This is a genomic window from Geothrix paludis, from assembly GCF_022808815.1.
Classification (GTDB): domain Bacteria; phylum Acidobacteriota; class Holophagae; order Holophagales; family Holophagaceae; genus Geothrix; species Geothrix paludis.
Map to the genome: position 1 here is coordinate 345926 of NZ_JAKZLC010000004.1, position 19634 is coordinate 365559.

At 70.0% G+C, this 19634-nt stretch carries 18 protein-coding genes; 12 read left to right on the plus strand and 6 right to left on the minus strand.

The window, feature by feature from the left end; translation table 11 throughout:
• Positions 1-21: 21 nt before the first annotated feature.
• Both eno and MLE64_RS12050 read right to left on the minus strand, forming a co-directional pair.
• Positions 22-1299 carry a phosphopyruvate hydratase gene (gene eno / locus MLE64_RS12045; protein WP_243317959.1) on the minus strand — a complete coding sequence of 426 codons (1278 nt, stop codon included), beginning with the start codon at positions 1297-1299 and terminating at the stop codon, positions 22-24.
• A gap of 82 nt (positions 1300-1381) precedes the next feature.
• Complete coding sequence (locus tag MLE64_RS12050) at positions 1382-2830, minus strand: indole-3-glycerol phosphate synthase TrpC (RefSeq protein ID WP_243317960.1); 1449 nt, start codon at positions 2828-2830, stop codon at positions 1382-1384.
• Positions 2831-3311: 481 nt separating this feature from the next.
• Here MLE64_RS12050 and upp point away from each other — a divergent pair, with 481 nt between their 5' ends.
• Entirely contained in the window at positions 3312-3938 is a 627-nt protein-coding gene (gene upp / locus MLE64_RS12055; protein ID WP_243317961.1) for a uracil phosphoribosyltransferase, read from the plus strand.
• 24 nt (positions 3939-3962) lie between these two features.
• Here the strand turns inward: upp and MLE64_RS15970 are convergent, their stop codons facing one another.
• Positions 3963-5384, minus strand: a complete 1422-nt coding sequence (locus MLE64_RS15970; protein ID WP_243317962.1) for a tetratricopeptide repeat protein — start codon at positions 5382-5384, stop codon at positions 3963-3965.
• Positions 5385-5542: 158 nt separating this feature from the next.
• On the opposite strand from MLE64_RS15970, the gene MLE64_RS12065 reads away from it, so the two are divergent.
• From MLE64_RS12065 to queA, 10 genes are read left to right on the plus strand one after another with little or no spacing between them, the layout of a single operon-like run.
• Positions 5543-7237, plus strand: a complete 1695-nt coding sequence (locus MLE64_RS12065; RefSeq protein ID WP_243317963.1) for a serine/threonine-protein kinase — start codon at positions 5543-5545, stop codon at positions 7235-7237.
• 2 nt (positions 7238-7239) lie between these two features.
• Positions 7240-7947 (plus strand): ribonuclease III family protein, encoded by a 708-nt coding sequence (locus MLE64_RS12070; RefSeq protein ID WP_243317964.1) that lies wholly within the window; start codon positions 7240-7242, stop codon positions 7945-7947.
• 44 nt (positions 7948-7991) lie between these two features.
• Complete coding sequence (locus tag MLE64_RS12075) at positions 7992-8708, plus strand: HisA/HisF-related TIM barrel protein (RefSeq protein WP_243317965.1); 717 nt, start codon at positions 7992-7994, stop codon at positions 8706-8708.
• 11 nt (positions 8709-8719) lie between these two features.
• Positions 8720-10504 carry a hypothetical protein gene (locus MLE64_RS12080; protein WP_243317966.1) on the plus strand — a complete coding sequence of 595 codons (1785 nt, stop codon included), beginning with the start codon at positions 8720-8722 and terminating at the stop codon, positions 10502-10504.
• A gap of 43 nt (positions 10505-10547) precedes the next feature.
• Entirely contained in the window at positions 10548-11573 is a 1026-nt protein-coding gene (locus MLE64_RS12085; protein ID WP_243317967.1) for a hypothetical protein, read from the plus strand.
• On the plus strand, positions 11570-12160 hold the full coding sequence (locus MLE64_RS12090) for an RNA polymerase sigma factor (RefSeq protein ID WP_243317968.1): 591 nt from the start codon (positions 11570-11572) through the stop codon (positions 12158-12160). The genes MLE64_RS12085 and MLE64_RS12090 overlap by 4 nt, the downstream gene beginning before the upstream one ends.
• The gene (locus MLE64_RS12095; RefSeq protein ID WP_243317969.1) at positions 12157-12843 is read left to right on the plus strand and encodes a hypothetical protein; all 687 of its coding nucleotides are present in this window, start codon (positions 12157-12159) and stop codon (positions 12841-12843) included. Before MLE64_RS12090 ends, MLE64_RS12095 begins: the two co-directional genes overlap by 4 nt.
• Positions 12840-13661 carry a tetratricopeptide repeat protein gene (locus MLE64_RS12100; protein ID WP_243317970.1) on the plus strand — a complete coding sequence of 274 codons (822 nt, stop codon included), beginning with the start codon at positions 12840-12842 and terminating at the stop codon, positions 13659-13661. The genes MLE64_RS12095 and MLE64_RS12100 overlap by 4 nt, the downstream gene beginning before the upstream one ends.
• A gap of 49 nt (positions 13662-13710) precedes the next feature.
• On the plus strand, positions 13711-15516 hold the full coding sequence (locus MLE64_RS12105) for an ABC transporter ATP-binding protein (protein ID WP_243317971.1): 1806 nt from the start codon (positions 13711-13713) through the stop codon (positions 15514-15516).
• A 10-nt stretch (positions 15517-15526) separates the two neighbouring features.
• Positions 15527-16591 carry a tRNA preQ1(34) S-adenosylmethionine ribosyltransferase-isomerase QueA gene (gene queA / locus MLE64_RS12110; protein WP_243317972.1) on the plus strand — a complete coding sequence of 355 codons (1065 nt, stop codon included), beginning with the start codon at positions 15527-15529 and terminating at the stop codon, positions 16589-16591.
• Between the two features lie 109 nt (positions 16592-16700).
• On the opposite strand, the gene MLE64_RS12115 is transcribed toward queA, so the two are convergent.
• The 3 genes from MLE64_RS12115 to MLE64_RS12125 all read right to left on the minus strand — a co-directional run bounded on the left by MLE64_RS12115 (position 16701) and on the right by MLE64_RS12125 (position 18741).
• Positions 16701-17048: a hypothetical protein gene (locus MLE64_RS12115; RefSeq protein WP_243287394.1), complete on the minus strand. Its 348-nt coding sequence runs from the start codon at positions 17046-17048 to the stop codon at positions 16701-16703.
• A 62-nt stretch (positions 17049-17110) separates the two neighbouring features.
• Positions 17111-17899, minus strand: coding sequence for a sulfite exporter TauE/SafE family protein (locus MLE64_RS12120; RefSeq protein WP_243295203.1), 789 nt, complete (start codon positions 17897-17899; stop codon positions 17111-17113).
• Positions 17896-18741 (minus strand): CE1 family esterase, encoded by an 846-nt coding sequence (locus tag MLE64_RS12125; RefSeq protein WP_243317973.1) that lies wholly within the window; start codon positions 18739-18741, stop codon positions 17896-17898. Before MLE64_RS12125 ends, MLE64_RS12120 begins: the two co-directional genes overlap by 4 nt.
• 60 nt (positions 18742-18801) lie before the next feature.
• Between MLE64_RS12125 and MLE64_RS12130 the strand changes: the two genes are divergently transcribed.
• Positions 18802-19572: a metallophosphoesterase family protein gene (locus tag MLE64_RS12130; RefSeq protein WP_243317974.1), complete on the plus strand. Its 771-nt coding sequence runs from the start codon at positions 18802-18804 to the stop codon at positions 19570-19572.
• Positions 19573-19634 lie beyond the last annotated feature (62 nt).

Genomic DNA, 19634 nt, shown 5'->3' on the forward strand with positions numbered 1-19634 from the left:
GGAGCCTCCTAGATGGCGTCCCTAGAGGCGGGACCCGAAGGCCTCCCGGCCGGCATAGCGGGCCGCGGCCCCCAGCTCCCATTCGATCTGGAGCAGGCGGTTGTACTTGGCGATCCGGTCCGTGCGGCAGGGGGCGCCGGTCTTGATCTGGCCTGCCCCCGTGGCCACCGCCAGGTCGGCGATGAAGCTGTCTTCGGTCTCGCCGCTGCGATGGCTGATGACCGCCCGGTAGCCGGCCTTGTGGGCCATGTCCACGGCCCGGAGGGTCTCGGTGACGGTGCCGATCTGGTTCAGCTTGATCAGGATGGCGTTGGCCACACCCTCCTGGATGCCCTTGGCCAGGATGGCCGGGTTGGTCACGAAGAGGTCGTCGCCCACGAGCTGGGTCTTGGCGCCCATGGCCTCGGTCTGGAGCTTCCAGCCCTTCCAGTCGCCCTCGGCGAAGCCGTCTTCGACGGAGATGACGGGATGCCGGGACACCAGGCCCTGGTAATAGTCCACCAACTGGGCGGCAGTCTTCTTGGCGCCGTCCAGGGCGTAGGCCTTGCCGTCATGGAATTCGCTGGCCGCACAGTCCAGGCCCAGGAAGACATCCTTGCCGAGCTTGTAGCCGGCCTTCTTCACGGCTTCCCCGATGAGCTCCAGGGCCTCCTCGTTGGAACCGAGGTTCGGGGCGAACCCGCCCTCGTCCCCCACGCCGGTGGACAGCTTGCGGGCCTTCAGGACCCCCTTCAGGCTGTGGTAGACCTCGGCGCCCCAGCGGAGGGCCTCCCGGAAGGTCGGCGCCCCCACGGGCAGCACCATGAACTCCTGGATGTCCACGTTGTTGTCGGCGTGGGCACCCCCATTGAGGATGTTCATCATGGGCACGGGAAGCAGGCGGGCCGAGGCACCGCCGAGGTAGCGATAGAGGGGCAGGCGGGAGGCCTTGGCCGCGGCGTCCGCCATGGCCATGGAGACGCCCAGGATGGCGTTCGCGCCCAGACGGGCCTTGTTCTCGGTCCCATCCAGGTCACACATCAGCTCGTCGAGCTCGGCCTGCTGGAAGGGATCCATGCCCTGGAGGGCCTGGGCCAGTTCCACATTGATGGCGTCCACCGCCCCGAGCACACCCTTGCCCAGGTAGCGCTTCTTGTCGCCGTCGCGGCGCTCGAGCGCCTCCCGGCTGCCAGTGGAGGCACCGGAGGGGACGAGGGCCTGTCCCACCGTCCCGTCGGAGAGCTCCACCCGGGCGAGAACCGTGGGGTTCCCCCGGCTGTCGAGGACTTCGAGGGCAGAGACCCGTTCGATGGTAATCATGTCGTCACCCGGCTCAGAGAGGCGCGCTGGCGCGCCTCTCTGATGTTAGCCAGGTTGCGCAGATGGATTCGGTGGAATCCGTCTACTTCTTCGCGGCCTTCTTCGGCGCGGCCTTCTTCACGGTCTTCTTGGCGGCCGGCTTCTTGGCGGCGGCCTTCTTCGGCGCGGCCTTCTTCACGGCCTTCTTGACGACCTTCTTGGCAGCGGCCTTCTTCGGCGCGGCCTTCTTGGCAGCGGCCTTCTTCGGCGCGGCCTTCTTGGCAGCGGCCTTCTTCGGCGCGGCCTTCTTGGCAGCGGCCTTCTTCGGCGCGGCCTTCTTGGCGGCAGCCTTCTTCGGCGCGGCCTTCTTGGCGGCGGCCTTCTTCGGCGCGGCCTTCTTCACGGTCTTCTTGGCGGCCGGCTTCTTGGCGGCGGCCTTCTTCGGCGCGGCCTTCTTGGCGGCCGGCTTCTTGGCGGCGGCCTTCTTCTTCGGCGCAGCCTTCTTCGCAGCCGGCTTCTTGGCGGCGGGCTTCGCAGCCGCGGGGGCGGCGGGGGTGGCGACCATGTTGGTCAGTTCGGCCATGGGTGGCTCCTTTACGCCCTTTTGGGCGAGGTTGGAAGGGGTCGTGCGGGAAGATGGCTTGTCAGTGGCACCTTTCGTGCCAGATGGGGTCGCGTCTTTCCGCTGGGAGGATATGCGTTCCTTGGCTGCGGCAGCAGCCGCGGGGGGATGCGCCGCATCGGCGGCAGAGCCGGTCTTGCCTTTGGGCTTCGCGGCTTTTTTCGGGGGCTCCACGCCTGCCAGGATCTGCGCCAGGCGCTTGCCGGGATAATAGTCATCAAGGAGGGCATCGCCGATCAGCAGCCCATGGACGCCCAGGGCCTCCATCTGCTTGATCTGATCCAGCCGGTGGATGCCTCCCTCGACCAGCTTCAGGCAGCTCTTGGGGATCTTCTTGACCAGGGACACCGCCTGGTCCCAGGAAGGCTCCCAGGTATCGAGGTTGCGGCCCACGGCGCAGATGATGTCGGCCCCGGCCTCCACGGCCCGTTGGAGCTCGGCCTCGGAGGTCACCTCGACCACCACGTCGAGCCCCTTGCTGGTGGCGAACTTCAGCAGCGTCTCGAGCCGTTCCTGGCCCAGGAGGGCGGGCATGAGGAAGATCGCGTCCGCGCCGAGGATCTTGCTCTCCTCGACCTGGTACTCCTCGAAGATGAAGTCCCGGCGGATCAGGGGCAGCTTCACCTGGGCCCTGACCTCGGACAGGTGCTTGTCGTCGCCGTGATAGAGGAACTTGTCCGTGGCGACCGAGAGGACCCTGGCGCCGTTTTCGGCGAGACTCTTGGCGTGGGTGGAGGCCTTGTAAGAATCCCGGACCTGACCCCGGCCGGGATCCCCCCCGGCAACTTCACCCAAGATCGTGATTCCAGGCTGGCTGAGTTCTTCCTTCAGGGAGTGGTGGCCCTTGTAGGCATCTTTCACCGCCACAGGACCCCTCTGCTTTTTGATTTCTACGTCGAGGGCCTTGAAGATGGCGACTTTCTTTAGCATTTCCCACGCTCCAAATCTCAGATACCTCGCTGCTGGCCCTATGGGGAAGATGATCGGTCGTTTTTCCTCTGATTCAACATCAAACCAGTGATTCGGATGAGGTCAACAGAGAAATCAAAAAAATCTTCATTTTTTTTGACGCTACCTCCCCGCCCACCCCCCATTCGTTTCCGCCCTCCCGGACCCCCTCTCGGACGATCTCCGAGTCCGCTACGGGAGTCATCATGCACGCATCACACGCACCGCCGGCTGCGATGTGGATCCTCTGAAACCCGCGCCGTCAGCCGCGATCCATGCGCCGTCGCATCGCGCACTTTCGTCACCCGGCGATCCCAGAGAACCCTCTCCGGAGAGCTCCGGAACCCGGGGGGTTCGTGTCCCTCATCCGGGTCCGCGCCTGCTACGCTTCAACTCGCGCTTTCCGCCCCGGGCCCTGTGCAAGCGGCATTCGCGGTCCCGCCGGAAGCGACGAGAGGCCCCCATGACGATCCACGTGCTCGACCATCCGCTGGTGCATCACAAGCTCTCCCTCATTCGCGACCGGAAGACCCCCGGCATCCTCTTCCGTTCGCTCATCGAGGAAGTGGGGCTGATCCTCGCGACCGAATCGACCCGCGGCCTCCCCGTGGAGTCGATGGTGGTGGAGACCCCGCTCGAGCGCACGAGCACGCTGCGACTGAAGTCCCTGGATCCCGTGCTGGTGCCCGTCCTGCGCGCAGGCCTCGGCCTCCTCCCCTCCTTCCTCAAGCTGCTGCCGACGGCGAAGGTGGGGCACCTGGGACTCTACCGGGACCACGATTCCCTCGTGCCCGTTCCGTACTACCGGAACTTCCCCCCCCTGCTTGAGGACCGTCCCGTCTTCGTGCTGGACCCCATGCTCGCCACCGGGGGCAGCGCTTCCGAAGCCGTGCGGCAGCTCAAGGGCGCGGGCGCAGTGAACCTCTCCCTCGTCGCGCTGCTCGCGGCGCCTGAAGGCTTGGATCGCTTGATCGCGGACCACCCGGATCTCACCATCGTCGTCGCCGCCGTGGATCGCCAGCTCAACGAGAAGGGCTACATCCTTCCCGGCCTCGGCGACGCAGGGGACCGGCTGTTCGGAACCGCCTAGGCCCCTCGGACACGCACGGGCCCATCAGCCCTTTTCGCGTCCGAGCATGGAGCGCAGGCGCCCCATGAGCCCACCCTCGCTCCGGGCGGCGTCGGAGCCTTCCTGGTCGCCGCAATCGGAAGGCACCGCTACCGAAGGATCGAGTTCGAGGGCCCGGCGGAAACAGCCCTGCGCGTTGGCGCGGAATCCCTTCCGGTGGTAGAGCTCGCCCATGAGGGCCCAGGGTTCCGCCGCTCTGGGACGGATGCGCGAAGCCACCTGGAGCGCCTCGACCGCCCGGGTGGACCAGGCGGGATTGGTCAGCCTCAACCGGCCGAGCAGCAGCCAGGCTTCATAGGCGGCCGGGGAATCGCCGTCCAGCTTGATGGACTGCTCGAGGGCCCGGATGGCCTCGCTGGTGCGGTTCTGCATCACGTACGACTTGGCCTTCACCAGGAGGTGGTGGGCCCGATCCGTCGAGGGGAGCGACTCCTCATCCATCTTGGAAGGAAGCAAGGGGAGCACCGACGGCGTGGGTTCATTGAAGGCCCGCTCTACGGTCTCAGGCGGTGGCGGGGGCAGGGAGCGCGGCGTGTGGGCCCGGGGTGGAGGGAAGTCCTCCTCCTCGAGCAGCAGGATCGGCTCCGGCGGCGCTTCGGGTTCCAGGACTGGAATGGACTCGAACACGGGCTCGGGAGGTTCCGGGAATTCGGGCGCAGGGGCGGGTGGGGCGGATTCGCGGGGAAGCAGCGGCAGGTCCCCCCGGACCAGGTTCAGGCCGCCCAGGGCCCAGAGGGTGGCCACCAGCCGGGCCGACTCTCCCGGCGAAAGCCCCGAGAGGGAGCTGATGGTCTCGTAGCCGAGCGGCTCCGAACCCAGCAGCGACAAGGCATAGGCCAAGGTCGGCGTGAGGGACAGGTCGCTGAGGGACTCCAGGAGATCCGCCCTCGCCTCCCACCGCCAATCCGGTTCGCTCTGGAACATCTCCACCAGCTCGAGGTCAACCTTGGCGCTCTGGAAGGTGTCCCACACGAGCCGCCGATGATCCAGCCAGAACTGGAGATCCCCGCTCAGGTTGTCCTCGAGCACGCCGGGCATCCAGGCCATCTTCAGGATGGGGTGCTCCATGGCGTGGAGCAGGACCGATCCCAGCAGCTCGTGCAGGCGCTTGTCCCGCTCGGCGACCGTCATGAGCCCGCTCTGCACCACGCGATCGCCCATGCGGGAGCCTTCCCCGTCGGCCAGCAGCTCCTTGAGCGCGGCCATGTCCAGCACGCCGCGGCGGATGAGGAAGTTCCCGAACTGCTCCCCGACGGCGTCGCTCCGCAGGTAGACGAGGTCCCCTCCCCGCCAGTACAGCCGGCGCGTGCCGTCGTTCTGCTCGAGCACAAGCTCCCCTTCGGCCCGCTGCTGGTGCAGCGAGCCCATGAGGGCTGGCAGGAAGTAGCGGAGACGGACTTCGGGCACCGGAGGCTCCGGAGGGTGGATTCTAGTTTGCATGTTCCCTGCCTGGATGCCAGCCCAAACGGGACTTCCGGATGCCGAATTATCCCAAGTCCTTGGACCTGCGCGGGACAGGACCTATGCTGTCCCTCCATCCTCATCCCATCCGGGGGGACCTTCCCATGTTCGAGAAGCTCGGGAAATTCGAGATCAAGCGCGTTCTCGGCAACGGCGCCATGGGCGAGGTCTACCTCGGCGTCGACCCCTCCATCGGCCGCGAGGTGGCCATCAAGACCATCCTTCCCTCCGCGGCCCAGGGCGGCGAAGCCAAGGAGCGCTTCGCCCGCGAGGCCCGCGCCGCCGGCGTGCTGAACCACCCGAACCTCGTCACCATCTACGAGTTCGGCGAGGACCAGGGCGTGCTCTACATCGCCATGGAGTTCGTCAAGGGCCACGACCTGGACGAGCTGCTGCGGGACCAGTCGCTCACCCGCTCCGAGGCCCTGGAGGTGCTGGCCCAGGTCTGCGACGGCCTGGGCTTCGCCCACCGGCAGCACATCGTCCACCGCGACATCAAGCCCACCAACGTCCGCGTCCAGCGCGACGGGCGGCGCCTCCACGCCAAGGTCATGGACTTCGGCGTGGCCAAGATCAGCAACTCGGACATGACGGCCACGGGCATGGTCATGGGCACGGTGAGCTACATGGCGCCGGAGTACATCCGGACCGGCAAGCCCGATCCCCGCAGCGACCTCTTCGCCGTGGGCGTCATGCTCTACGAGTGCCTGAGCGGACGGAAGCCCTTCGCCGGAGACACCACGCCCACGGTCCTCTATAAGATCGTCAACGAGGCGCCCGAGCCCCTCGAGGTGGAGATGCTGCGGGGCATCAGCCCCGCCATCCGCTCGGTGCTGGACCGCTCCCTGGCGAAGGATCCGGACGCGCGGTTCCAGACGGCCGAAGATCTTGCCAAGGCCCTGCGCGCCGCGAAGGATCCCTCATGGACGGGCCAGCTGGAGGAGGCGACCGCCCTTCTCCAGGCCGCCGCCCCCACCGCGCCTGTGGTGCCGCCGGCACCCGCCCCGACGCTAACCCCGGCGCCCACCCTGACACCCGCTTCTTCGGCGCCCACGATGCAGGCCCCGGCCGCGCTGCGTCCGCCGGTGGCGGCCCCGCCCCCGACCCGCCCGACGGGAGGCAAGCCGGCCTTCTGGATCGGCCTCGCGGCCCTCGTTCTGGCGGGCGCCGGTGGTGCGGGCTGGTGGGCCCTCCATCGGAGCGCCGCTCCTGCGCCCGCGCTCTCCACGGAAACCCGGGAAGTGGCGCCTCCTCTGTCCGCCGAAGCGCCCACCTCCGCCGGCGCCGGTGCTTCGGCTCCCGCAGGTGCGAAACCCGAGCCTGCGTCTTCCCGCGCCTCCCAGATGGCGGAGCCGGCGCAACCGCTCGCCCAGGATCCCGCGCCCACCGAGTCGAATGCGGGCAAAGCCAGGACCGGCGAGCCCCGGGCCGCATCCCGATCCATCGACCAGCCCGAGCTCTATCAGCCTGAAAAGCTCGACAAGCTGCAGACCCACGAGCGCCTGAACCTCGGCAACGTGTCCATGAGCGAGGCCATCCAGCTGGCAGACAGCCAGCCCAACAAGGCCATCCACGGATTCCGGCAGGCCATCAAGGCCGATCCGACCAACGTGAACGCCCATGCCTGGCTGGCCACCGTGCTCTACGATCAGGGCCGCCATGCCGAGTTCGTCCAAGAGCTGCGCGAGGCGCGGCGCCAGGGAATCCTCGGCCAGATGGCCGCCCGGAACGTCCGCTTCCGGGCCGTCCTCAACCAGGCCCGCTTCAACCGGAAGCTCCCTTCGGATCTGGCGGACTGACCATGGCGAAACGCGCCGAAGAACGGGCCGCCCTGGAGGCCGCGCTGGGCTACCGGTTCGCGGATCCCGCCCTGCTCCAGGAGGCGCTGACCCACACCTCCGCCGCCCGGGGCCGGGACAACCAGCGGCTGGAGTTCCTGGGCGATGCCCTCCTGAATTTCTGCGTGGCGCTGCTGCTCCATCGGGAGCGGCCGGACTGGCAGGAAGGCCCCATGAGCAAGTTCCGGGGCGTGCTGGTGTGCACGGATTCGCTGCACCGGTGGGCGCTGGATCTGGGCCTGGATCGCGCCTTGAGCGCCGCGCACCCCCGGAAGGCCCCGCCCATGGGCCCCAAGCCCCTGGCCGATGCACTGGAGGCCCTGCTGGCGGCCGTCTACCTGGACGCCCTGGCTTCGGGAAGGGACGGGCAGGCCGCCGCCTTGGCCCTGGCGGAAGGCCGATTCCTGGAGCCCATCCGCCAGGCCCATCCGGATGCATGGTCCCGCCTGGACCCCAAGACTTCCCTCCAGGAGACTGCCGCCAGGCTAGGATTGCCCACCCCCGCATACACCCTGGTCTCCCAGTCCGGTCCCGGTCACGCCCCGCTCTTCACCGTGCGGGTGGCCGTGGGCGATCACAGCGCCGACGCCAAGGGGCCCTCCCGCAAGCGGGCCGAAAGCGACGCCGCCCGCCACCTCCTGGATCTGCTGACGGGATCCTCACAGGCGTAACCCTTGCGTTACACTCACATCTACCGGTCTACCGGGGTGTCCGCTTGAAGATCTACCCAACCTTGAACCTCCAGCATGGCCGCGTCATCCCCACCACGGGGCAGGGCGAGCCTTCGGCGGAGGCTCCGCTGGATCTCGCCGCTCGGCTGCTCGACGAGGGCGCCACGCGCATGGCGCTGGTGGACGTGGATGCCGCCATGGGTAAGGGCAACAACCGCGAGCTCATCGCCCAGATCCTCCAGCGCTGCCATGCCCGGGGGCGGAAGGTCTGCATCCAGGTGGCCGGCGGCATCCGCAGCTCGGACCAGGCCCAGTTCTTCATCGATCACGGCGCGGTTTGGCTGGTGGCGGGCACGATCCTCCACAAGTCCTCGCTCGTGTCGGAACAGCTCATGGCCCGCTTCCAGCCCTTCCTCACCGCGGCCATCGACGCCCGGGGCGGCAGGGTGCATCGCTCGGGCTGGGTGGACACGGCCAACCTCAGCGCCCTTGACCTCGCCCTGCGTGCCAAGGCCTATGGCTTCAAACGGCTGCTCTTCGTGGACATCCCCGAAGTGCCCGGCGCCGATCCCGACTTCGAGACCGCCACGGCGCTGGCCACCGCCACCGGCCTGCCGCTGGTCATGGGCGGCAGCATCACCTCCCTCCGGCATCTGGACGCCGCGCCCACGCACCTCGGCCTCAAGGGGGCCCTGGTCGACGCCCTCCTCTTCCGCGAAGATCCCGGACTCCTGGCTCTCCTCCAAGCCGCCTGCGCCTGACCGGAGGAATCGTGACGGAACCGAAAGGCGCGTTCCTCGCCAGCCTAACGGAACCGGAACGGATCCACTTCCGCCACCTGGCCCTGGTGCGCCCGCAGCTGCCGTCGGAAAGCCAGATCCTCATGCTGGAGGGCCTGGCCCGGTCCCTGGACTCGCCGCGCCTGCTGACCCTCATGGCCCGCACGCCCCACTGGCTGGCCCACTGGCCCATCCTCCTGGGGCTGGCGGAGAACGAGGCCACCCCGGAGGCCATCCGCCGCGACCTGGAGATGGTGGTCTCCCTCTTCGGCCAGATGCGGGAGATGGACCAGGCGCCCACCGCCGAGAAGGTGGACCGCTCCGAGGCGGTGAAGACGCTCTACGCCCAGCTGAATCCCGAGCTGAAGCCCGTGGCCAAGCTCCTGGCGAAGCAGATCGCCAAGTCCGTCTCCGCCACCGGCTCCACCCAGGAGCTGCCCCCCCTGCCCGGCGAGGATCCCGATTGGGAGACCCTCACGGCCCTGCCGGAAGCCCCCGCCACGCCCGCGCCGGCGCCGGTGGCGAACAAGGGGGATCGGCTCACCCGGGCCCAGCAGACCGCCCAGCCGGATGAACTGGTGGGCTTCCTCGTGGATCCGGACGCAGACCTCCGCCTAGCCGCCCTCCAGAATCCCCTCATCTCCGAGGAGCTCCTCCTCCGGGCCCTGGGCCAGAGCGCCGTGCCGGAGCTCTTCGAGGAGGTGTACGCCGAAGCCCGCTGGTATTTCCGCGAGCCCGTGCGGGAGGGCATCCAGGAGGCCCCCGGATGCCCCGCTGGGCTGTCGCGGCGACTGGCCCTCTCCCGCCTCCTCGTGACGACGCTGGAGCGGGGCGCCTCGAAGCCGGCCTCCCTGCGCCGCATCGTGAGCCTCTTCTCCCAGCTGGAGGAAGGCGAGTACCAGTTCGTCACCTACTGGGCCAAGCGGCAGTCCCCGCACCTGCTCCGGGTGGTGAAGTACTTCTACGACCGCCTCATCCGTCAGCGGTCGGGGCTGTCCACCGCCCTGCCCGAGCGCGGCGAGGACGGCCGCTGGGCCAGCCTCGAGGAGCGGGTGTTCCTCGCCACCCAGGCCACGCAGGAGGACCAGCTCATCCAGGTGCTCAAGGACCCGGATCCCCAGGTGTTCCGCCTGTCCCTGGACAACCCGGCCCTCACGCCGCGGATGCTGGCCTCCACCCTGCCCACCCTGGACCGGGACCGGGCCGAGCAGGTGGCCGCGCACGCCAAGTGGCAGGAAGATCCGCTGGTGGCGGAGACCCTGGTGCACCACCCCCACCTGACGGAAGCCACGGCCCTCCGCCTGCTCGCGAACCTGCCCGGCCTCAAGCCCGCCATCGAGATCCTGCGGGATCCGCGGCTCCAGCATCTGGAGGTCAAGCGCCGGGCCCTGGAGACCCTCCGCACCCTCTACCTGGCCATGGACGTCTCCGACCGGATCACCGCCCTCCGCACCTCCGGCGGCGAGCTGATGCGCCACCTGCCCCAGGAGGTGCTCCAGGACGAGGAGACCCTGCGGCGCATGGTGTCCGACCGCCAGCTGGATCCCGGGATCCTCCTCCGCCTCGCCCGGAACAAGCTGACCCCCCGCGCCGTGCTGGAGCAGATCGCCGGGCATCCGGTGCTCATGGCCCACGCCGCGATCATGTCCGAGCTGCTGCTGAACCCCAAGACGCCCCGGGAAGCCTCGGCCCGCATCTGGGGCCTGCTGTCCGAGGCCGAGCAGCAGCAGCTCCTCCGCAGCCCGCACCTGCCCGTGACCCTGCGGACCCTCGGGTAAACGGGGCCAGGACCGCCCCGTAACCCAGATCCAGGAGCCCCCCATGCGCCGCCCCGCCGCCATTCTGATCCCCGTCGCGGTGGCGCTGGTCTGTCTGCCTTTCGCCACCTCCTGCCGGCCCAAGCCCCGCGTTCCCGGCTGGGTGCAGTCCGCGCCGACCGACAGCGTGGCCTCCTTCTCCGGTGAAGCGGCCTGGATGCTCACCCACAAAGAGGTCCAATCCCTCATCTCCCGGGATCCCTCGGTGGAGCGCGCCCTCGACCTCTTCCTCCAGAAGGCCCGCATCAACCCCCGCACGGAGACGGGCCGAGTGACCTTCCATGTCATCGGTGTGCCGCAAGAGGGCGAGTCGAACATCCAGAAGGGTCTTGAGCACGTTCTCATCCAGCTGAACCAGTTCGCCGATCCGACCTCGCTGGTGGCAGCCCTCTCCGAATCCTTCCCCCAGGAGGGGAGCCTGCGCCTCCAGGGCCGGGACTGGCCGCTCCACGTGATCCTCGATCTGGAGGCCGGCGGGGCGAAGGCCCACATCCGGGCCGCCAGCGACGAGAAGGGCCAGGTCTGGATCGGCTCGCTGGAAGCCCTCCAGCGCATGGCGGCCAAGGACAGCCTGGCCACCCGGCCGGACGCGGCCCTCGCCGCCGAGTGGATCAACCCCCGGGCGCCCTTCCAGGGCTACCTCCAGCCCGAGGCCCTGCTGGGCGGGCTGCGCCGCAACCTGGAGGGAACCCTCGTGAAGGACCTGCCCCAGGGGGTCCATGCCCTCTTCTGGAGCATCACGCCGCCCGCCGCGAAGGATCCTGCCGGGAAGGAGCAGGCCATCCGCTTCGAGCTGGCCCTGGCGGGCACGCCCGAAGGGATCAACCAGGTCACGCCGTGGCTCCAGCGGCTGGTGGCCGCCGCCAATGCCGTGCAGGCGGCCCCCGGCGCCGCCCCGCAGCTGCTGCAGGAGCAGCGCCGCGTGGGGCTGCGTTGCGCGCTGACGCCCGAGCAGCTCAAGCTGGTGATGGAGAAGCTGGGGCAGCCGGATTTCTCCTTCACCCTTCCCGCCCGAGCCCCCAAGGCATGAGCGCGGCCCTCCCCCAGCCGCCGGCTGACGCCCCCCTTCCGCCGGAGACGGAATCCCCCGAGTTCTGGATGGCCCAGCTCAAGGCCGGCCGGGAGGAGGCCCTGGCCCACCTCATGGCCCGCTTCGAGCGCCCCCTCTGCGCTTTCCTCCACCGGCGCCTCCAGGGCGAGGCCGGGGTGGTCCAGGAGCTGGTCCAGGAGGTTTTTCTCAAGTGTCTCCAGCATTGTCAGCGATTCGAGGAGGGCCGCCCGGTGGCTGCCTGGCTTTTTACGCTGGCGGCTAATGCGGCGACCGACCACCTCCGTAGACGGGGGAGAGAGGTACCCCCTCCCGAGACCTTTGACGCACCGGATCCCCAGCAGGCTTCACCCTGGGAATCCGTGGACCAAAGCCGGCGCATCCAGGCCCTTCGCGGGGCTCTGGAGGGCCTCACCCCCCGCCAGCGGGCCATGGTGCTCGCCTACTACGTCCACGAGCACCCGGTGAAACGCATCGCCCAGGATCTGGGCTGCGCCGAAGGCACCGTGAAAGCCACCCTGTTCCAAAGCCTCCAGAAGCTCCGCAAGACCCTTGGACCCCAGCCATGACCCCCGCCCCCGACCCCAACCGCCTTGATCCCCAGGAAGAGGCCCGCCGCTTCGAGCTGCTCGAGCGGCCCGAGCTCTGGCCTGACGATCCGGCGCAGCAGGCCGAGCTGGCCGAGCTGCTGGAACTCCACCTGGCCCTGGAAAGCCACGGGCCGGGCCTCGCCGAAAGCCTGGCCCCGCCTCCCCGCCTCCGCTGGACCGGATCCTGGACCCTGGCCGCCGCCGCCGTCCTGCTGGTGGCCCTGATCCCGGCCACCTACACCGTGCTGCACACCCAGAACCTCCGCGCCCAGGCCCAGGACACGGCCCGGCTGGAGCAGCTGGCCCGCAAGCGCACCCAGGACCGCGCCTGGATCGCCTTCTTCCGGCAGAGCACCACCCTGCTCCAGGATTTCGAGCAGGACCCGACCCTGTGCAAGAAGGGGGAGGAGGATCGGCGCCAGGAGCGGGAGATGGCCCTGACCCTGCTGGAGGCCAGCCACCAGCTCGCCGCCCAGGGCGCGCCCATCCAGGAGGCCGAGGCCATCCGCGCCAACCTGCACGCCTGGCTCTCTGAGGTCGCCTTCGAGGACGACTGCCTCAGCACCGAGCGAGCCCGTGAGCTCCGGCAGTGGGCCGCGGCCCACGATCTGGAGGGCGCGTCCGAGCGCATGGAACGGCGCCTGAGGGGAGACGGCGCATGACCTTCTCCCTCCTCGTGGCCGTGCCGGCGCTGATCGCGCCCACCGCCCCGGAGCCCGCCCTCCCCCTCGTCCTGGCGGGCCCGGAGAACCCCGCGGACGCCCTGTTCCGGCAGGGCCGCGACCTCCGCTACGCCCAGCGCTGGTACGAGGCGGCCCAGGCCTACCGCTCGCTCATCCGCGAGTTCCCCCGCTCCTCCCGGGTGCCGGACGCCCGCTACTGGCTGGCCTCCAGCCTGGAGCAGGACCAGCGGTGGGACGAGGCCGCCGAGGCCTACACCGAGTTCCTTGCGAAACATCCCGACCAGCGGATGCTGGGCAAGGAAGCCCGGCTGAACCGTGTCCGCTGCTGGGGCATCCGCCAGTGGAACAGCCCCGCGGCCCAGGCCGGCCTGGCCGGCGCCCTGTCCGACGACCGAGAGGAGGTCCGCATCGCCGCGGCCCTCCAGCTGGCCAAGCGGCGGGACGCCCGCGCCGTGCCCGTTCTCCAGGCCGGCCTCCGGGTGGACGCCTCCTCCGAGGCCTGCCGCCTCGCCCTGCTGGCCATGGGGGTCCAGCCCCAGGCCGCGGGCCCCGCCCAGGGCCGGTTCCTGGTGATCCGCGTGAAGGAGCGGGCCAAGCCCGAGGCCCTGACCGTGCGCTTGACCGTGGGCCTCGCCCGGGCCGTGGGCGGCTACCTCTCGGACGAACAGCTGCGCCAGGCCAAGAAGAAGGGGGTGGACCTGGAGCGACTCATGGACCAGGCTCTGAACGCCCCCAAGGGCACGGAACTCTTCAGCCTGGATGACGGCAAGAGCACGGTGACCGTGACCGTCGAGTAGCCGCCCGTGACGGTGGCATGAGCCAGAGCGGCTAAGCTGGTCGCTGACCATGTCGCGACTCCTGCGCTTCTTCAATGACCATCTGCGGGTCCACGCCCCCCTCATCGCGGGGGCCTCCCTGCTCCTGCTCCTGGCGGGCCTCTGCCAGGGGGCCCTCATCGCCTCCATCAAGTTCGTGTTCGACGATGGCAAGGCGCACGCCCTGAGCGGGGCCCAGACAGGCCTCTTCGGCCAGCTCGAGCACCTCCGGACCTGGGTGCTGACCCGCATGCCCGAGGCCTCCGCCCTGCGCACGGGCCTGCTGGTGCCCCTGGTGCTGGTGCTGCTCTTCGCCCTGAAGGGCCTCTTCACCTACGCCGGCACCCTGCTCATGGTCCGCAGCGGCATCCGCGCCACCCAGGCCTTCCGCGAGCGCCTCTTCGCGCACCTGCTGACCCAGGAGCCCGCCTTCTTCCAGAAGCACCCCGTGGGCGAGCTCATCACCCGCAGCATCAGCGACGTGGGCGCCGTGCAGGGCATCGCCAGCAACCAGCTGGCGGAGGCCGTGCGCGAGACCTGCGTGGCCCTCACCATGCTCGCCACGGTCCTCTACATGGACTGGAAGCTGAGCCTCACCCTGTTCCTGGCCGGCCCCCTGGTGGTGCTGCCCGTGAAGAAGCTCAGCCAGCGCATCCGCCGGGTGAACCACCGGAACCAGGAGGCCTCCAGCCGGCTTCTGCAGCGCCTGAAGGAGGTCTTCAGCAACATCCGCGTGGTCCAGGGCTTCGCCCGCGAGTCCTACGAGGTGAGCCGCTTCCAGCTCCAGAACCAGGAGCTCTACCGGCTGGGCATGAAGAGCGCCCGGGCCTCGGCCCTCTCCACGCCCATCATGGAGCTGGTGGGGGGCTTCCTCCTGGCGGGCCTCGCCGCCTACGCCGCCGGGCGCTTCAAGTCCGGCACCCTCACCACCGAGAACTTCCTCACGTACATCCTGGCCATTTACGCGCTCTACGACCCCCTTCGCCGGCTCACCAAGCTCAACAACGAGATCCAGGTGGCCTCCGCCAGCCTGGACCGGGTCTATGCCATGCTCGACCGGAATCCGGAGCTGCCCGTGAATCCGGACCCGGTGCCCGTGCCCGCACGCCCGGCCCTCCTGCGCTTCGAAGGCGTGGAATTCGCCTACGACGAGAAGCACACCGTCCTGCGCGGCATCGACCTCGAGGTGCGCGCCGGCGAGACCGTGGCCCTGGTGGGCGGCAGCGGCGGCGGCAAGACCACCCTGGTGAACCTGGTGCCCCGCTTCTTCGATCCCACCGGCGGGCGGATCACTCTCGACGGCCTCGATCTCCGCGACTTCGACCCCCGGGAGCTCCGCAAGCTCATCGGCATCGTCACCCAGGAGACCCTGCTCTTCATGGACACGGTGCACGACAACATCGCCTACGGCAAGCAGGCCAGCCGCGAATCCGTCATCGCCGCCGCGAAGAAGGCCCATGCCCACGACTTCATCCAGGGGCTGACCCGGGGCTACGACACACCCCTGGCGGAGACGGGCTCCAGCCTCAGCGGCGGGCAGCGCCAGCGCCTCGCCATCGCCCGGGCCCTGCTGCAGGACCCGCCCATCCTCATCCTCGACGAGGCCACCAGCGCCCTCGACACCGAGAGCGAGCGCGCCGTGCAGGCCGCCTTGGAAACCCTCATGCAGGACCGCACCACGCTGGTGATCGCCCACCGCCTCAGCACCATCCAGCGGGCCACCCGCATCTGCGCCATGAAGCAGGGCCGCATCGTGGAGCAGGGCACCCACGACGAGCTGCTGGCGCGCCAGGGCGAGTACGCGCGGCTGCACCGGCTGCAGTTCGCGGAAGCGTGATGCCCCTCTGATGCTCCGCTCCGCCTTCCATTTCGACCTGCCCCAGGAACTCATCGCGCAACACCCCGCGCCGGACCGCGACGGCGCGCGGCTCCTCGTGGTGGACGCGCAGACCAGGGCCTGGTCCCACCGCACCATCCGCGACCTGCCAGACCTGGTGCCCGCCGGAAGCCTTTGTGTCCCGAACGACGTGCGCGTCCGCCACGCACGCCTCTTCCTGCGCCGCGCAGGCGGCGGCGCAGGCGAGGCGCTCCTGCTGCGGAGCCTGGGGCAGGGGCGGTTCGAGGCCTTGGTGAAGCCGGGCGCCCGTCTCAAACCCGGAGCTTCCGCCGCGGTGGTGGATCCCGTCACCCACGTGGAGCTGGCCCGCCTGGACATCCTGGACACCCTGCCCGAGGGGCTGCGGGCCGTGCGGGTGCACTCGGAGCATGGCCTGGACTGGGACGAGATCGACCGCATCGGCCGCCTGCCCCTGCCGCCCTACATCGAGCACCTGGCGGAGGCCGAGGACGAGACCCGCTACCAGACGGTCTTCGCGGCCCGGGAGGGCGAGGCCGTGGCGGCCCCCACGGCGGGCCTGCACTTCACGCCGGAGCTCATCGGCGCCCTGGAGGCCCGGGGCTGCGGCTGGCATCCCGTGCGGCTCCACGTGGGCCTGGGCACCTTCCGGCCCATGACCGCCGAGCGCCTGGAAGACCACGCCATGCACGAGGAGCGCTTCGAGATCCCCGAGGCCACGGCCCAGATCCTGGAAGCGGCCTTCCGCGATCGCGCGCGGCCCGTGCTCTGCGTGGGCACCACTTCCCTGCGCACGCTCGAAGGCGCCTGGGACGGCGCGCGGCTCGCGCGGGAGGGCGCCACGCGCCTCTTCATCACGCCGGGCTACCGCCTCCGCACCGCGGACCACCTGCTCACCAACTTCCACCTGCCGGAAAGCACCCTGTTCGTCCTGGTGTCCGCCCTCCTGGGCCTCGACCTGGCCCAGGCCGCCTATGCGGAGGCCGTGCGCGAGCGGTACCGGTTCTTCAGCTACGGCGACGCCATGCTGATCCTGAACGCCGGGCCCTCCCGTTAGCAGTTCTCCGCTCGAGACGGCGACGAGAAGCGCCGGCTCCGCCGACGCTTCTCGTGGGGGTCCGGGGGAACGCAGAGGCCGCCTGCGGCCGGGCGGTCCCCCCGGAGAGCTATAGATAGTCGATGAACTGGTGGATCACCGGGATGCGGTGCCGCTTGCCCTTGGTGGCCTGCAGGATGCTCGTCACGGACATGCCCAGGCACCAGAGTAGCCAGAGGGGCAGGAAGAAGCGGATGGACACGGCGCCGAAGATGGGGAATAGGCCCAGGATGAGCATGGCCAGGGTCAGGGCGCACTCGGCGAAGGCCAGGATGACGCCCTGGCGCGCGTGCCAGAGCAGCTCCGGGTCCTCGCGGTTCCGCATGTAGGGCAGGAACGCCCATGGCCCCGCGTAGCACAGGATCAGGTCTCGCAGGCGCTCCCCCACGTAGAGGGGGGTCGGGGCATCCAGGGGCACGGCAACCTCCGGGTCGAGGATAGCGCAAGGCCGCGCCGTGCGTCCCCTGGACGGGCTTCCGGTCAGTGGCCCCGCAGGACCACCAGGAGGGCCATGAACAGCACGATCACCGCGTAGATCTGCTTCAGCTTCGCCCCCCGCATGCGCGTGGCCACCCGCGCCCCGGCCAGCGCGCCGGTCGCGAAGCCCACGGCCACCCCGGCGATCACCATCCAGGGCAGCCCGCCCTGGGCCTGGGCATAGACATAGACGCCAGGCAGACCGATGGGGGGCAGCAGCATCATGAGGCTGGTGAGCTGGGCCTCGTGCTGGGTCAAGCGGAAGCGAGAAGCCAGCAGGGGAATCACCACCACGGCGCCTCCCAGCCCCGTGAGGCCCGAGACCACCCCCGCCAGCAGGCCGATGGGCAGGCCCGCGGACCAGAGACCCGAGGACAGGTCCAGGGGTTCCACGGTCCGGTCCACGGCCGGGGGCTCGTGCCGGAAGTAGGTCTTGAAGGCCAGGAGCACCAGGAAGGCCGCGTAGCCCCAGCGCAGGGGCCCCGAAGGAATGAGGTTCGCCACCCGCGCGCCGCCGTAGATGCCGAAGAGGAAAGCCAGCACCAGCACACCCACCAGGCGCAGGCTGGTGTGGATGCCCCGGCTGCGGTACTGCAGCACGGCGGGCAGGCCCGTGGGCAGGAGCATCGCCGCCAGGGTGGCGCCCTGGGCGCGGTGCTGGTCCAGGTGCAGGAACAGGCCCAGCAGGGGCACCATCACCACGCCCCCGCCCACCCCGAAGAGGCCCGACAGCACGCCGCCGGCCAGGCCCGTGCCCAGGCCGGGTATGAAATGGTTCGGATCCGCGATCACGGCGCCTCCAGGGGATGGGCTTCGAAGAAAGCCCAGATGAGGTGGCTGGCGGAGAGATCCGGGGCGGGCCGATCCGCGCCCGGCGCGTAGGGCCTTCCACCCGGCCAGGCGTGGCCCATGCCGGCCACCGTCCAGAGGCCCACCTCGCATCCGCCGCCCGACCAGAGATCGAGGTGATGGGGGTCCATGGCCTCGCGGGCGGGCCCCTCATCACATCCCATGAGGGCCGCCCAGCGGGCCGCGGCATCCTGGGCGGCCAGGACGGGCACCCGCCGCCCCTGCGGCCCCACGCCGCCCAGGTAGGGGATGTGGCCATCCTCCGTCCCATGGAAGGCCAGGGTGGGCACGGAGCGGGCCGGGGAAGGGCCCCAGATCGGCGCCCCGGCCACGGGCGCGATGGCCGCCACCCAGGGCGCCTCCAGGGCCAGGCGATAGGCCATGCGGGCCCCGTTGGAGAAGCCCACGACGAAGATCCGGCGGGGATCCACGATCCCGCGGTGGCCCAGGCGGTCGACCACGGCCCCGAGGAACCCGACGTCGTCCACTTCCGCGTGGCCGGGACACCCCAGCCCCGGCCCCACGTTCCAGGCGGCTCCGAGCCCGGGATCCTCCGTGCCCGCCTCGCCCAGAGCCTGGGGGTAGGCCACGCGGAACCCCCGCTCGTCGGCCAGGCGACCCAGGCCCGAAAAGGCGGCCATGAGCCGCCCCGTGCCGCCGGTCCCGTGGAGGGCCAGCACCAGCGGGAGTTCCTGATCCGAGGCCGCCGGAGGATCATGGACCAGGACCCGCCGGGCCTCGCCCTGCCATTCCAGCTTCAGGTAGTGGCTCTGGCCGTGCCGCACCGGTCCCCCATCCCCGGATTCTGGCCTCCGCCGTGTTCCAATGGAAGGCAGGAGGCGCCGGTGCAGGTCCAGCTCAACCAGGATGTGATTCTCGACAGCCGGCGGGCGATCTGGCTCCCCCGGCAGAAGACGCTGGTGCTGGCGGACCTCTTCTTCGGCCTGGGCGCCGCCCGCCGCCGCCGCCCGGACCCCCTACCCCCGCCCCAGCAGACCGAGATCTGGGAGCGGCTGTTCAGCCTCATCGACGACTACGCCCCCGCCCAGATCGCCCTGCTGGGCGACCTCAAACCCAGCCAGGGCACGGTGGAGGGCGACGAGGCCGAGGAGCTCCGGACCATCTTCCGCAAGCTCCAGGCCGGCGGACGCCAGGTGGTGCAGGTGGTGGGCCACCCGGACCGCAGCTGCGGCCCGGCCCTGGAAGGCACCGGCATCGAACCCGTGGAGCAGCACCGGGTCGGCCCATTCACGCTCATGCATCGCCGCCGCATCTTCGTCTATCCCCGCCACGACTCGCCCCAGGGCTTCTGGATCAACGGCGGCGTGCACCCCCTCTTCGCCGTGCCCGGCATCGGGCCCGCCGGGGATCCGGACTGGATGCGGCTTCCCGCCTTCCTCTACACGGGCTTCGCCCTGGTGATGCCGCCCTTTGTGAGCTACGCCCAGGGCTTCGAGGTCATCCAGGCCGAGCGCCTGCCCCGCCAGGCACGGGCCTGGAAGCTGCTGGCGGATCGCCTGAGCCCCCTGGAGCTCACGGACCTCCCCCCGGCTCCCGAGGCCCTGCGCACGCTCACCCGTCCGCCCCGCAAGGGCGCGCCGAAGAACGGCGAATAGGCCGCGCCCGGAACCAGACCTTCCATCAAAAGCGGAACGCGAAGGGCGTCTTCGCGCCCTTC

Coding starts and splice junctions, on each gene's coding strand:
- eno (WP_243317959.1), bottom strand. CDS start 1,299: ATGATTACCATCGAACGGGTCTCTGCCCTCGAAGTCCTCGACAGCCGG.
- MLE64_RS12095 (WP_243317969.1), top strand. CDS start 12,157: ATGACCCCCGCCCCCGACCCCAACCGCCTTGATCCCCAGGAAGAGGCC.
- MLE64_RS12065 (WP_243317963.1), top strand. CDS start 5,543: ATGTTCGAGAAGCTCGGGAAATTCGAGATCAAGCGCGTTCTCGGCAAC.
- MLE64_RS12105 (WP_243317971.1), top strand. CDS start 13,711: ATGTCGCGACTCCTGCGCTTCTTCAATGACCATCTGCGGGTCCACGCC.
- queA (WP_243317972.1), top strand. CDS start 15,527: ATGCTCCGCTCCGCCTTCCATTTCGACCTGCCCCAGGAACTCATCGCG.
- MLE64_RS12090 (WP_243317968.1), top strand. CDS start 11,570: ATGAGCGCGGCCCTCCCCCAGCCGCCGGCTGACGCCCCCCTTCCGCCG.
- MLE64_RS12100 (WP_243317970.1), top strand. CDS start 12,840: ATGACCTTCTCCCTCCTCGTGGCCGTGCCGGCGCTGATCGCGCCCACC.
- MLE64_RS12050 (WP_243317960.1), bottom strand. CDS start 2,830: ATGCTAAAGAAAGTCGCCATCTTCAAGGCCCTCGACGTAGAAATCAAA.
- upp (WP_243317961.1), top strand. CDS start 3,312: ATGACGATCCACGTGCTCGACCATCCGCTGGTGCATCACAAGCTCTCC.
- MLE64_RS12085 (WP_243317967.1), top strand. CDS start 10,548: ATGCGCCGCCCCGCCGCCATTCTGATCCCCGTCGCGGTGGCGCTGGTC.
- MLE64_RS12070 (WP_243317964.1), top strand. CDS start 7,240: ATGGCGAAACGCGCCGAAGAACGGGCCGCCCTGGAGGCCGCGCTGGGC.